Origin of the sequence: Microbacterium sp. SCN 69-37 (assembly GCF_001724435.1) — a bacterium.
Taxonomy (GTDB): domain Bacteria; phylum Actinomycetota; class Actinomycetes; order Actinomycetales; family Microbacteriaceae; genus Microbacterium; species Microbacterium laevaniformans.
This window is the reverse complement of sequence record NZ_MEEL01000001.1, coordinates 25,978-38,901: the sequence shown is the minus strand read 5'-3', so window position 1 is coordinate 38,901 and position 12,924 is coordinate 25,978. Positions and strand designations below refer to the sequence as shown.

The 12,924-nt window shown below is 67.8% G+C and carries 12 protein-coding genes; 10 read left to right on the top strand and 2 right to left on the bottom strand.

Annotated elements, in window-relative coordinates; all coding sequences use genetic code 11:
* Positions 1-187: 187 nt before the first annotated feature.
* Both ABS64_RS00175 and ABS64_RS00170 read right to left on the bottom strand, forming a co-directional pair.
* Complete coding sequence (locus tag ABS64_RS00175; protein ID WP_292679931.1) at positions 188-1,255, bottom strand: IS110 family transposase; 1,068 nt, start codon at positions 1,253-1,255, stop codon at positions 188-190.
* Positions 1,256-1,550: 295 nt separating this feature from the next.
* Complete coding sequence (locus ABS64_RS00170; RefSeq protein ID WP_292679929.1) at positions 1,551-1,820, bottom strand: hypothetical protein; 270 nt, start codon at positions 1,818-1,820, stop codon at positions 1,551-1,553.
* A gap of 372 nt (positions 1,821-2,192) precedes the next feature.
* Between ABS64_RS00170 and ABS64_RS00165 the strand changes: the two genes are divergently transcribed.
* The 10 genes from ABS64_RS00165 (at position 2,193) to ABS64_RS00120 (ending at position 12,910) form a co-directional block, all read left to right on the top strand.
* Positions 2,193-2,939 (top strand): hypothetical protein, encoded by a 747-nt coding sequence (locus ABS64_RS00165; RefSeq protein WP_292679927.1) that lies wholly within the window; start codon positions 2,193-2,195, stop codon positions 2,937-2,939.
* Between the two features lies 1 nt (position 2,940).
* Entirely contained in the window at positions 2,941-3,564 is a 624-nt protein-coding gene (locus ABS64_RS00160) for a M23 family metallopeptidase (RefSeq protein WP_292679926.1), read from the top strand.
* A 299-nt stretch (positions 3,565-3,863) separates the two neighbouring features.
* Positions 3,864-5,381 (top strand): hypothetical protein, encoded by a 1,518-nt coding sequence (locus ABS64_RS00155; protein ID WP_292679924.1) that lies wholly within the window; start codon positions 3,864-3,866, stop codon positions 5,379-5,381.
* Positions 5,378-6,868 carry an SCO6880 family protein gene (locus tag ABS64_RS00150; protein WP_292679923.1) on the top strand — a complete coding sequence of 497 codons (1,491 nt, stop codon included), beginning with the start codon at positions 5,378-5,380 and terminating at the stop codon, positions 6,866-6,868. The genes ABS64_RS00155 and ABS64_RS00150 overlap by 4 nt, the downstream gene beginning before the upstream one ends.
* The gene (locus ABS64_RS00145) at positions 6,868-8,493 is read left to right on the top strand and encodes a hypothetical protein (protein ID WP_292679922.1); all 1,626 of its coding nucleotides are present in this window, start codon (positions 6,868-6,870) and stop codon (positions 8,491-8,493) included. The genes ABS64_RS00150 and ABS64_RS00145 overlap by 1 nt, the downstream gene beginning before the upstream one ends.
* Positions 8,490-9,764, top strand: coding sequence for an AAA family ATPase (locus ABS64_RS00140; protein ID WP_292679920.1), 1,275 nt, complete (start codon positions 8,490-8,492; stop codon positions 9,762-9,764). The genes ABS64_RS00145 and ABS64_RS00140 overlap by 4 nt, the downstream gene beginning before the upstream one ends.
* Positions 9,761-11,566 carry a type IV secretory system conjugative DNA transfer family protein gene (locus tag ABS64_RS00135; protein ID WP_292679918.1) on the top strand — a complete coding sequence of 602 codons (1,806 nt, stop codon included), beginning with the start codon at positions 9,761-9,763 and terminating at the stop codon, positions 11,564-11,566. The genes ABS64_RS00140 and ABS64_RS00135 overlap by 4 nt, the downstream gene beginning before the upstream one ends.
* Complete coding sequence (locus tag ABS64_RS00130; protein WP_292679916.1) at positions 11,563-11,958, top strand: hypothetical protein; 396 nt, start codon at positions 11,563-11,565, stop codon at positions 11,956-11,958. Before ABS64_RS00135 ends, ABS64_RS00130 begins: the two co-directional genes overlap by 4 nt.
* Positions 11,955-12,461 carry a hypothetical protein gene (locus ABS64_RS00125; RefSeq protein ID WP_292679914.1) on the top strand — a complete coding sequence of 169 codons (507 nt, stop codon included), beginning with the start codon at positions 11,955-11,957 and terminating at the stop codon, positions 12,459-12,461. Before ABS64_RS00130 ends, ABS64_RS00125 begins: the two co-directional genes overlap by 4 nt.
* The gene (locus tag ABS64_RS00120) at positions 12,458-12,910 is read left to right on the top strand and encodes a single-stranded DNA-binding protein (protein WP_292679913.1); all 453 of its coding nucleotides are present in this window, start codon (positions 12,458-12,460) and stop codon (positions 12,908-12,910) included. Before ABS64_RS00125 ends, ABS64_RS00120 begins: the two co-directional genes overlap by 4 nt.
* Positions 12,911-12,924 lie beyond the last annotated feature (14 nt).

Here is a 12,924-nt window from a genome sequence, read left to right as displayed (position 1 = left end):
GACACCCCTCTGGATGGAGGTAGGCCATCCGTGGATTGGCTCGGAGCTGCTGCCGAGGGTCACGCTGGGCACAACTGGGGATCCATCCCCGTTCCTCCGGGCCTGTGAGCCGAGACGATGCTCATTTCGACGTGATCCCCGATTGACTTCTGCGGCCGCACCAGCGGCTCGCATTGTCAGGATGCTTCTATGTCCTGTCAAGTCCGTTCTGGGCGGTGAGGTGCCGGTAGAGCTGGCGGGCGATGTATCGCTTGAGTGATCGGCGGATCTCCTTGGTCGTGCGTCCCTGAGCGCGTCGACGTTCGACGTAGGTGCGGGTCGCGGGATGGTGCGACATCCGTGTCAGCGCGATTGAGGAGAGCGCCCGGTTCAGTCGTCGGTCGCCGCCGCGGCTCAGGCGGTGTCGGGTGGTGTTCCCGCTCGAGGCCGGGACCGGGCTGACTCCGGCGAGCATGGCGAACGCCGCCTCGGAGCGGACGCGTCCGGGGTGTGACCAGGCGACGATGATCGCCGCGGCGTTGATCGCTCCGACGCCGGGTTGATCGAGCAGGCCGGATGCGTCGCTTGCCGTGACAAGCGCGGTGATCTCGTCGCGGTTGTCCGCGAGGTCTTGATCGCACGCGGTGATGCGTCGGGCGAGGCGGATCGCTTCGCGACGAGATGTCGTGGTCGCGAGGTCTTCCTGCCGGTGCCGCCACGACGCGATCATCACGAGCTGCGCTTTCGTCAACGGGCGCCGCGCGTCGATGCCGAGGTCAACGGTCCGCAGCAGCGCGGTGAGAGCGTTGATCGACCGAGTACGGTCGGTGTTGAGCAGCTCGCGCCCTGCGACGAGTACTCGCAGGGCGGCGCGGATTCCCGCGTCCTGGCGCGGATCACGGAGCTTGTCCGCGTCGACACTGAGCACGGAGCGAGCGATGAGTTCCGCGTCGATCTCATCGCTCTTACCGAGGCCGCGGCGTTGCCGGACCGGAGTCGAGAACGACTCCACGACCCGGTAGCCAGCGTCTCGACATGCCCGCGCGAACCGGGCGCCATAGGACCCGACGCCTTCGATGGCGACGAGCACGTCCGCCAGTCCGCCGGTGCGGCGGGCGATCCAAGCGACCGTGTGGGAGAGTCCTGCAGTGGTCGTCGGGAACGTAGAGGTATCGGCCCTCGCGCCGGTGCGCGCGTCGATGACGGCGAGGGTGTGTGTTCTTGAGTGCGTATCCGCACCGATGACATACGCGAACTCGTTTGCGACGATGGTCATGGTGACTGTGATCCTTTCCACGGGGTTGACGTCACTGCTGGCGTCGGCCCGGGAAGGTCACTTCGAGGCAGGCCTGTAATGGGCCACGACCGCCGTTAACGGTCGGGCAAGCTTCTGATCAAGCCATCGCAGTGGGCAGGGTCGGCGCCGGCACCCACCCGATCGGACAGATCCTGACAAAGGCACCCAACCCGAGGGCGAGGGCCAACCGATTCAAGAGTCACGACCAGGCGGAGCGCTGACCCCAACCCTGCCAGCCGACCCCAGGCCAGCCCCTCAGAGACTTACAGCCGGTTCAGTACTCCCCCAGCACCTGCCCCAGCCGCATCACCATCTCGGTGACCGCCGCATCGTCGACGGTGTAGCGCACCCGCTGCCCTCGCATCGCGACATCGCGCGGCGGATCAGCCAACAGCAGCCCCGCGTCGACGAGCTTCTCGAGCCCGTTCGCGACGGTCATCTTGTTCAACTCGAGCGCCTCGATGGTCGCCTGCATCGCGTTTCCCAGGGCGTTGATCGGATCCTCCGCGTACTCACCGTTCGCGGGGCGGGCATATCGAGGCACCCGCCCATTCTCGCGGACGTCTGACTCCTCGTCCAGCAAAGCGAATCAAAAAACACTTCACATCGCGAGTGTAGTGTTATACGCTTCCCTCATGTCAAGGACTTCGATGCAGTCGCTGCCAGCGAGCAGGGCTCTGCCAAGTTCAGCCAAAGGTCGTAAAGACAATCCGACCCGTCTTCACATAGCGTGCGATCAAGACACGGAATCGGTCGCCGAGACGCGTCCCTGGATTGCCGTGCGCCGCGATCCAGGCATTGGAGAATTCTCACCCGGACCTGGGAATTTCCTGCGTAGCATTCGGCCACGGCGTTCTCTTGATGAGCCGACCGGCCCGCGCGCGGACGCCGTCCTGAATGATCAGGAGGGCGACTCATGATGGCAAGAGCCGGAGCAGGGCGTCGGGGTCTCGTGTGGGCTGCGGTCGGTGCCGCAGTGCTTATCGCCGGCCTCGTCGCACTGTTGGCCACGAGGCCGGGCACCGATCCGACCAGCCCCACACCCTCCGGGACTGCGAGCGCCACATCGCCGACGTCATCCAAAGCGCCCACATCGCGCCCCACCGCAGACGGAGCAGTAGTCGACCCGTCGGTCACAGCACGCGGCTGGACTCCCGAACCGATCACCACCGACGCGGAGGCATACGCGCGCGCCGCACTCGCCGCGGCATCCACCTTCGACACGACGAAGAGCAACCGCGATGCGTGGCTCGACTACCTCGACACCTGGTTCACACCCGACACCCGCTACGCGACCCAGGCCGAACGCGAAGACGTCATGCGCGGCGCCAAGCTCGAACTGCGACAGGCCGTCGTCTTGCCGGAGACTCGGTGGGATTCCCTCGCGGACGAGAGCGGCCGCGTCATGGCACGCGTCGTCGGCGACGTCGATTTCGAGCCCGTGCCCAGCGACGAAACCGGCGACATGACGATCGGCACTGCCGACGTGACGCTCACATACACGAGCACCGACGGTGCCGGTGGCGAACTGGCGTACGACGAGACCGTGCGCGTCAGCATCCAGGTGCTGTGCGGCCCGGGATCGATCCCGACTCCGAACAGCGCACAGCGCGCGGGCGACTGCAAAGTCGTCCGCTGGTTCTCGGGGACATTGGAGCCCTGACATGGGTGCCCCGGTCGCGGTCGCAGCAGCCCTCGCACACACGAGGGCCGGCCGCAAGATCGTGACCGGGGCGATCGTCCTTCTCATCGTGGTGGTCTTCGCCGCACTCACCCCTCTTTTCGCGATCCCGATGATGATCGCGGGCCAGTCGGCATCCGCAGCCGTGCAGCAGAACGGGACGACCGTAGGACCGGCGGCGTCCGGCGAATGGGGCTACCCGCTCGCCGGACGGTACTCCGTCGGCCGCGGCTACGGATACAACCCGGTGGAGGGCTGCTCGTACTGCAACGCCGATCATCGAGGCTTCGACATGGACCAGCCGTGCGGAGCAACCATCTTCGCCGCCGGCCCCGGGACAGTGGTGCACTCCGGCCCGCTCGCCGGAGGGTGGGGCAACGCGATCACGATCGACCACGGTGGCGGCATCCAGACGCGATACGCGCACCTGCAGTGGGGCTCCCAACTCGTCCACGTCGACGACACGGTTCACGCCGGCACACCCATCGGCTCTGAAGGTTCAACCGGTGACTCGACCGGCTGCCACCTGCACTACGAAGTCATCCAGGACGGGGTCCGCATGGACCCCGAGCCGTACATGGCCGCGCTCGGCCTGCCTCTGAGATAGGAGCATCATCATGGCAACTGCACCCCTCGACGTGGATGTCCCTGACATTCAGCCGGACTTCTCGGCACCGTTCTTTGCCGGCTTCCAGGTCATCGCGTCATACATTCTGGCCGGCGCCATGCTCGTCGTCCTGATCATGCTGATCATCGCGGGCGCCTCCCTCGCGTTCCGTGGTCTGGCATCCGACGGATGCGCACCTGGGCGGGTGAAAACATCCTGTGGATCTTCATCGCCGCGGCGGTCCTGGGCGCCGCATCCGGGCTCTTCCAATGGTTCGTCAACTTCGACTTCGGATTCTGATGAACGCCGTGCGCACGAGCCTGATCGGATGCCTCATCGGTATCGGTCTCGCGCTCGGCGCGCTCGCCCCTGCCAGCGCGGCAGACACCTCCCGACCAATCGCAGACAACGCGAGCGTCGTGAGCAACGAGCCCTGGTCAGCTCCCGCATACCCCGTGGACTGCTTGCAGTCCGGCGCGCAGATCAGCTGCACCCCGATGGATGCCACCGACGTGCGGCCGCAGCAGTGCTTCGTCAACGTGTACGCCGGCGGTACGAGAGCAACGGTGTGCACGACGTTCGAAGATCACATCCCCGCAATCAAGACGAGCGGAGGGATGCCTCTGCTCGTCGAGTACGGGTGCTCGCTGGGCGACGTGGTGTGCGTCACGTTCGAGAATGCGGGCCGCGGGCTGGCGATCACCGCGACGTCGACAATGTTCGCGATCGCGCAGGCGATGAGGTTCGATACCTCCACGACGCTGTGGTCGGCGGCAGCCGGGGAGTGGTCCTTCTGGCAGTGGGCGATCCTCGGCATCCTGTTCTGTGCGATGGTGTGGGCGGTCGCGGCAGCGATCGTCTCCGGCGATAGGGCGGAACTCGTTGGCGCCCTGGTGCGCAGCTTCATCGCTTTCCCCGCCTCGGCGATCGCGCTGTGGCTCACGGGGCACCTGCTCAACGCCATCGACGACCTCACCTGGTACGTGCTGAACCGCAGCGGCCCCGACGGGCTGTTCAGCACCCTGCAATCGGTGATGTGGGCGGGCGGTCGAGCCAACTACTTCTTCGCGTTCGTGCTCCACGCGATCCTCATGATCGGCATGCTGCTCATGCTTCTCGTGTTCGCCTTCCGCAACATCGTCCTCGCCGCGCTCATCGCCGTCGGCCCAATCGCATGGATGCTGTTCCCCGTGCGCGGCCTCGGACCGCAATGGGTCGTCCGCTATGTCTCAGCGGTGGTCGTACTCCTTCTCACCGGGCCACTCACGATCGGGTTCCTCACCCTCGTCATCAACGGGCTGGCCAACGTGTCGACCATCTGGGACCCCCAAGCCTGGCCCCTGATCGTCGGCCTGCTGCTCGTCGCGTTCGCGCCTTTCGCTGTGTTCGGCCTTTTCAGTTTCGTCGGTGCCGTTGCCGCAGACTCTGTCGGTTCGCGCCTCGGTGCCGGCGCAGGGCGCGGCGTCTCCCGCGCTGCGGGTGCTGTGTCGCGTGTCCCGAGCCGCATCTCCGCGCTGCCGGCGGGCGGCGCGACAAAGGCAGGTGCAGTCGCGAGCGGCGCCTCACGGGCCAGCGTCAGCGGCGGATCGAGTGCGAAGGGGCCAGTCGGCCTCAGTTCGGCGGGCGGGCAGAAGCCGAGTGCGCCCACGCCGTCCACGTCATCCCGGGCTGCAACGGCAACCGCGTCGCGCCCGGCGACCGCCGCTGGCAGCACGGGGAGCGCCCCGAAGGCAACGCCGCCCACTTCATCTCAGCGGGCGAACGCCCGCCCGACCACGTCACCACCTTCTTCGCGCACTGAGAGGACTTCGCCATGACAACTCATGACATCGCGCACCCCGTCCGCCTGCCGCATCGCTCGCGTCAGGGCGTGGTGATGGGGATGGACGGATGGCAGCTCACCTGCGTGGCGATCGCCGCCGTGGTCATCCTCATCAGCGTCAACCGGTTCGGCCCTCCCGGCCTGCTCTACGGTGCACCGCTCTACCTGCCCCTGGGGGCGTTCGCGTTCATCAGCATCCACAACGACTCTGGTCCCCGCCAGCTCGGGCTGTGGGTGATGAAGCAGGTGCGCCATGCCGTCGGCGCAACCAAGCACACCTTCCGCCCCGAGCGGTCGCACGTTGCCGGCACGCTCAACCTCCCCGGCATCCGCGCGTCGGTGCAATTGTGGGAACTCGACGGCACCGCGTGCGTGTACAACCCGCACGACCGGTCCGTGTCGGTGACGGCCGAGGTCGGCGTCGAAGGGTTCCTGATGAAGGATGTCCCCGAGCGGTTCGACCTCGCCCAGCAGTGGTCGCCGGTGCTCGCCTCGTTCACGCAACGGCCCGGCATCAAGCGGGCCGTGCTGCAGGAGCGGACGATCCCGACCACGATCCGCGCCGCACGTGACCACTACCAAGAGGTCGCCACGCGTCGAGATCTGGATGCCGCATCTCCGGTGGCCCGCAACTACGAGGCGGTCATGGACGGGTCGGAGCGGTTCGCCGTCTCGCACCGCAACTACGTCACGTTCACGCTCGATCTGATTACACTGTCGCCGCAGCTGAAGTCGCTGGGCGGCGGGGAGCAGGCGATCAAGGCGCTGGCATCCCTGGAAGCGAAGAACCTCGATGACGCGTTGCGGGCCGCACGCATCTCGGTGCGCCGCTGGCTTTCGCCGCGCGACGTCGCCGCCCTTGCCCGCATCACGTTCGACCCGGAGTTCGCCGCGAACGTGCAGAACCGGCCCGACCGCGACGCGGGCGTGGACATCTCTGCGATCGGCCCGATGTATCTCGAAGAGCCGCGCGGCAAGAACGGCGTCGTGTACAGCGACTCCGGCGTGCACTCCACCATGTGGATTCACGAGTGGCCGCGGTCGGATGCCGCGGTCGGGTTTGTCGAGCCGATCGTGTTCGCCAGGACTCCCGGGACCGGGGAGCCGATCACCCACATCTTCTCGATCGTGTTGACGCCGGTGTCGGTGAAGAAGGCGATGAAGCGGATCGAAGACGACAAGAAGGTGTGGCGCGGCAACGAGGTCCTCCGCGCGAAGCGTGGCCGGGATGGGTCGGCGGCGGATGCCGCGGACTGGGAAGCGTTGGAGCGGCAAGAGGAAGAGATCGTCGCAGGCCACGGAGAGTTCCGGTACGGCGCCTACCTTACGATCAGCGCCCCCGATGAGGCCGCGCTCGACGAGGCATCCGCCGGCATGCGCAACGCGCTCGCCCGCGCCGGGATGGAACCGCAGATCCTGTACTGCCAGCAGGCGGAGGCCCTCATGGTGAACGCGCTGCCCATCGGGCTGGGGATGAAGTGATGGCCCGGCACGCAGCAGTCTTCGAGGCCGCCGGGCTGACTCGGAAGGAGCGACGCGCGCTCGAGCGCGACGTCTCACGGGCCACACGCGCGGGCGATCCCCGCCCCGCATCGCGCCGCGAGCGCGCACTGCCGGAACCGGCGGTCGCCGGTCCGTTCGGTCCGGGGCTCGCCGATCACGACTATTGGAACCTGGCTCGCCCGACCGTCGCCCCGCACAGTGCGACGTCGCGGCAGATCGCCGGGATCTACCCGTTCGTCGCCGACGCCGGCCTGGGCCACCGGGGCCCCATCGTCGGCGTCGACCTCAACTCCGACGCTTTGTGGCATTTCTCGCCGTGGGAGACGTACGCCGACAGCACCGACCGCGGCACGTTCTCCACCAACCTCCTCGTTCTGGGCGCGTACCGGGCCGGAAAGAGCGGGACGGTCAAGACCCTCGTCACCCGGTCCCTCGCGTTCGGGCACCAGGCGGTCGTCCCCTCCGATCCCAAGGGTGAGTGGGTGGCGGTTGCCGAGGCGATCCCGGGTGGTGTGGTCATCCGCATCGGCGGGGGCAGCGCGGCGCGGCTGAACCCGCTCGACCGTGGCCCCAGGCGGTCCGGCACGGACGATGAGCAGCACGAGATGATGGTCCGCCAGCGGCGCATCACCACCCTCGTGTCACTGGTCGAGATGACGCTCGGCGGTACGCGCCTGACCGCGGTCGAGCACGCCGCGCTGCATGCGGCGCTCGAACGCAGCATCCTCACGACGAACGACCAGCCCACGCTGCGCGCCGTCTGTCACGAACTCGCCGCGATCGTCGACGACGCCACCGATCCGCGGCTGTCTGAGGGTGCGGTGCAGCCGCACTTCGTGCTGCGCCGCTTCGTCGAAGGCGACCTGTCCGGGCTGTTCGAAGACGAGTCCACCGTCGCGTTCGACAGCGATGCGCCGATCGTCGTCGTCGACACGTCGGAGCTGTTCGCCCGGAGCGAGCTGGTCGCACAACTCACGCAGGTGTGCACGACGTCGTGGATCCAGGCCGTCGTCTCCGACCGCACCGCCCGGCGCACCCGGTACCTGATCCGTGAGGAGGGGTGGCGGGACATGACGAACCTCGCGTCGCTGCAGATGTTCCAGCAGTGGCTGAAGCTGTCGCGCCACTACGGCATCAGCAACATCGTCATCCTCCACAAAATGGGCGACCTGGATGCTGTGGGCGATGCCGGGTCGAAGGAACGCAACCTCGCGTACTCGATCATCGGCGACATCGAGAACAAGTTCATCTTCCGGGTCAACCACCAAGAAGCCGCCAGCCTGCGTGAGCGGCTCAACATGCCGGCGACGCACGCCGACGATGCCCGCAACCTCCGCATGGGCGTGTTCCTGGCCTACGTCGGTCAGCACGCGTACGTCGTGGACTGCTTCGCCACCTCCACCGACTGGGAATACGGCCTCTTCAAGACCGACGACGCCGTCGTCGACCAGGACGATCCCGAACCGCCCGGCATCCTCATGATTCCCGACCTGGACGAGCTGTGGCCCGCCCCGGCCCCTGTCCACGAGGACACCTCCGAAGACGATCCGGATGCCAGCCTGGACGGCTGGCTGACTCCCGCAGCGAAGGGAACACCGTCATGAGCATCGACACGCAGCCGCGCGCGTACGCCCTTGTCACAGGGCCTGGCGCGACGTTCACCGCACCGGACGGCAGCACCGAACCGATCGCCGCATCCCCCGACGAAGACATCCGCCAGGTCATCCTCCACCGTGCCGCCGCCGAAGCTCGACGACACCGGACGGCAGTCGAACTGGTCACGACGGGCGACCGCGGCGAGCACCACCTGCTCGTCACCCCCGACGGGTCCGTCGTCGCACCCCCCGCGACCCGGCGCCGCGCGGGCGCACCCACACACGTAGGAGAGGAGGTGAGTGAATGGGCTCCGGAACCCCCGACTGCTCCGCCGGACGACACTCCGGAGCCCTCCCCTCACCGCGCCTCGTTCATCACAACACCGGTCTCCGTAGGCCACGCCCGGACAGGTTGGCGCGGGTTCCTGGCCCACATCGGGCTCATCGTGCCGCCCTCGCGTGCACAGCAGCAGCGCGCCCGGGATGAGCACGCCGTGTCGCAGCAGTGGGCCGGATGCCGCACCATCGCCGTCGTCAACGGCAAAGGCGGCGTCGGCAAGACGATGACCACCGCCATGATCGCCGCCGTGTTCGCACGGTTCGGTGGGGGCACGGTGCTGGCGTGGGACAACAACGACACGCGCGGCACCCTCGGGTGGCGCACCGAGGCCGGCCTCTACGACACGACCGTCCGCGACCTGCTCCCGGCCGCGCACGGTCTGCTTCAGGCGAGCTCGTCGGTCTCTGACATCGCTCAGTACGTGCACCACCAGAGCGTGGACCGGTACGACGTGCTGCGCTCCAACCCGGAGCTGCTCGCCACCGATCAGCGCATCTCGCGTGACGACTTCGACCTGCTCGTGCAGGCCGTCTCGCGCTACTACCGCATCATCGTGTTCGACTCCGGCAACGACGAATCCGCTGACCGGTGGCTGCGGATGATCGACGGCGCGACCCAGCTGGTGATCCCGACGATCACCACCCCGGAGTCTGCCGAGTCCGCGTCGCTTCTGCTGGATGCGCTGCGGCAGCGCGACGAACGCTCCCGCACCCTGGCCGAGAACGCGGTCGTCGTCGTCACACAGCCCGAACCCGTCGGCAGCGTGGTCGCGCGCAGCTACGTCGACGCGTTCGCCGATGGGGTGCGGGCGGTCCAGTCCGTGCCGTTCGACGCGGCGCTGAGGTCGGGGCCGTTGCGACTCGACGAGCTACGCAAGCCGACCCGTGACGCGTGGATTCGCGTCGCTGCGGCGGTCGCCCGAGGGCTGGACGAATCATGAGCGAGAGCATGCTCGGCAAGGCCATCGCCGTCCTCATCGCGATCGCCGCGGTGCTGGGGCTGGTGTTCGCATTCCTCGCGGGGCTCGTGACGCAGATCGCGTGCGGAGCCAGGCCGAAGGCGGCGAGCCCGTTCTCCGGACTCTGGCTCGCGGTCTCAGGCGACACCGCGGCATACACGCCGCCCGAGGGCTGTGCGCTTCCGGTGACGGCGATTCGTGTCGTCGATGTCGCCGCCGTCGTACTAGTCGCGGCGCTGACCATCGTCGGCTTCGCGCTGTACCGCCGCTACCGGCAGTCCGATGCCGCGTTCGTGTCCGACCTGCGGTCCCGGGTCGGGTTCGCCGAGGCATCCGAGATCCGCACCCATCTCTCCGCGCGCGCGGTTCTGCGTCGCGCGAAGCAACTGCGGCCCGGCCTCAGCCACCCACAACCCAGCGACGTCGGCTGGCGGGTCGGGCGCTCGCGCGGGCGCGACGTGTACGTCTCGATCGAAGACTCCGTCGCCTTGGAAGGACCCCCGCGGTCGGGCAAGGGGTATCGCGTGCTGATCTCCGCGATCATCGACTGGTCAGGCCCGCTGATCACAACTTCGACCACCAACGACAACCTCACCGCCACGCTGCACATGCGCGAACAGCGCGGCACTGTCCACGTGTTCGACCCGCAAGGGCTCTCCGGCGTGCGCCACCCGCTGCGCGTGTCCCCGATCGCCGGGTGCGAAGACCCACTGGTCGCGATGCAGCGCGGCAACGCGATCATCACCGGCACCGCCCTCGGCACCTCCACCACCAACGCCGAATGGGCGCAAGCGTCCGGGGTCGTGTTGAGCCGGCTGCTGCATGCCGCAGCGGTCAGTGGCCGCACCATCAAGGACGTCTACAACTGGGGCACGAGCCCGGCGGTCGCACGCACCGCCGTCGACGTGCTGCGCACCGACGGCGCACCCGAATGGGGCGACAACCTCGAAGCCACCCTCTCCGGCGACGACAAGATCGTCTCCTCCATCTGGTTCGGCGTGCAGAACGCCGTCGCACCGCTCGCAGTGCCCAAGATTCGCGAAGCGCTCATGCCCGCACCGGGAGACCCGGTGTTCGACCCGGAAGAGTTCTTGGATGCCGCGAACACGCTGTACCTGATCGGGTCCGCATCCGGAGCATCCGCAATGGGCGGATTCCTCGGCGCGCTCCTGGACGATGTCGTCGAGGTGGCCCGAGCCAAGGCGCTCGCGTCGCCTGGGGCGCGCCTTTCGCTGCCCCTGGGGCTGATTCTCGATGAGATCGCCAACATGTTCAGGTGGGGCAACCTCCCGCGCATCATGGCCGACGGGGGCGGGCGCGGCATCTGCAGCTTCGTCGTACTGCAGGCACTGTCCCAGGCCGAGACGGCGTGGTCGCGCGCGGAGGCCGACACGATCTGGGCGGCCGCCACCGCGAAAGTGCTCCTGGGCGGGGCGTCGCATGTCGACCACCTCCGCGACGTCGAGGCGCTCCTCGGGATGCGGCAGACCACGCGCACGCAACGCTCCTGGTCGACGCGCGACGCCGGCCACACAACCAGCGAACAACACGATCGGCTCCCCTTGATGTCGGTCGACGAGATCCGTCGGATGCCGCAGAGCATCGGACTGCTCGCCTACCGCAACCGGCGCGGCGTACTGCTCGACCTCGCCGGCTGGGACGAGCGCCGCGACGCACGCACGATCCAGTCCGGCAAACGGCAGACCGAGACCGAGCAACGAGCCGTCTTCGAGGCGGTGCGCACCCCGCCACCGCAGCCCGCCGAGGTGGTGACCGAAGAATGAGCAACCACCGCAAACCCACCGCAGGCAACGGCTACCGTGCACAGTTCCTGCGCTCACCGGCGTGGTTCGCCCGCCGTGAACGGTGGTTCCGCAAACAGGAAAGGCTCGGGGGCCCCCTCGCGTGCGCCGCGTGTGACCGGCCCGCCTCGAAGCATGAACTCGAACTGCACCACCTCGACTATGCCGGCGTCTCCCTTGCCGCCGACGGGTCGTGGCGGGCGTTCGAACCGCACGCGGATCTTCTGCCGCTGCATCCGTACTGCCACGAGCTGCTGCACCGCCTGATCGACCGCGACATCGTCCTCTCACGCCACCGTTCACGTCGCGCCGCCAGCGAGTTCGCACTGCAGCGGGTGCGCGACAAGCTCACCGCACACCAGGGAATGCCATGAACGAACACAGCGAAGAAGAGCTTGATGCACTCGCCATCGCCGAACTGCTCGCGGTGCACAAAGCCCCGTCCGACGCGCTCGGTGCCCACGTCGTCGACTGGCGGCGCATGAGCGACGGCGACGCCCGCAAAGAATGGAACGAGCTCCGCACCTGGGTCGAATGGTTCACCGTGCGATACAACGTCCCCGTCAGCGTCGTCCCCAACTGCTGGTGGCGCCACGGCGCACTCGTCGAAGAACTCTCCGCCCTGCACGTCGCACACCTGGCCGCGTTCGACCAGAGCGATGCCGGGTTCGGAGCGATCGGCTGGCACGAGCGGCTGTCGTTGGCGACGCCACGGCTCAGCCGCGCCGGCGCCGGCTGCGCGAGCGGCCACGACGAGATCCGACCCCGCTCCTGGTCCACCGCGACCGACGAGGCGGAGTGGGAGGCGTGGACCAGCCAGGCCCACGCTCACCGAGGCACCCCACCGGACGCCTCCCAAAGAAAGGAAGAAGGATGACGACACGAATCCCGGTCACCCTCGAGGGCAACCTCACCGGGGACCCCGAGTACGGCGCGAGCGAGGCGGGCAATGAGTACGCCCGGTTCACTGTCGCCGTCAACGATCGACGCCTCAACGAGACGACGAAGGTCTGGGAGGATGCCGGCACGGTGTTCCACCGTGTGGTGGTGTTCAACCAGCAGTCGCGGCACGTCGCGAACTCGCTGCGCAAGGGCGACAGCATCATGGTCGCCGGAGAGCTGCGCTTCGGGACGTACGTCGACAAGGAATCGGGTCGCACGCACGAAACCCGTGATGTCATCGCGGACAACGTCGGCGCGTCGCTGAAGTTCGCCGACGTCGCCGTCAGCCGCGCCCCAAAAGCTAACGGCCCCGATGCGGAAATCTCCGTTACGGGGCCGGTAGTAGCGCCGGTCTCGTACACCGACGCAGGGATCGCACGCTGACCCATCACAACAGG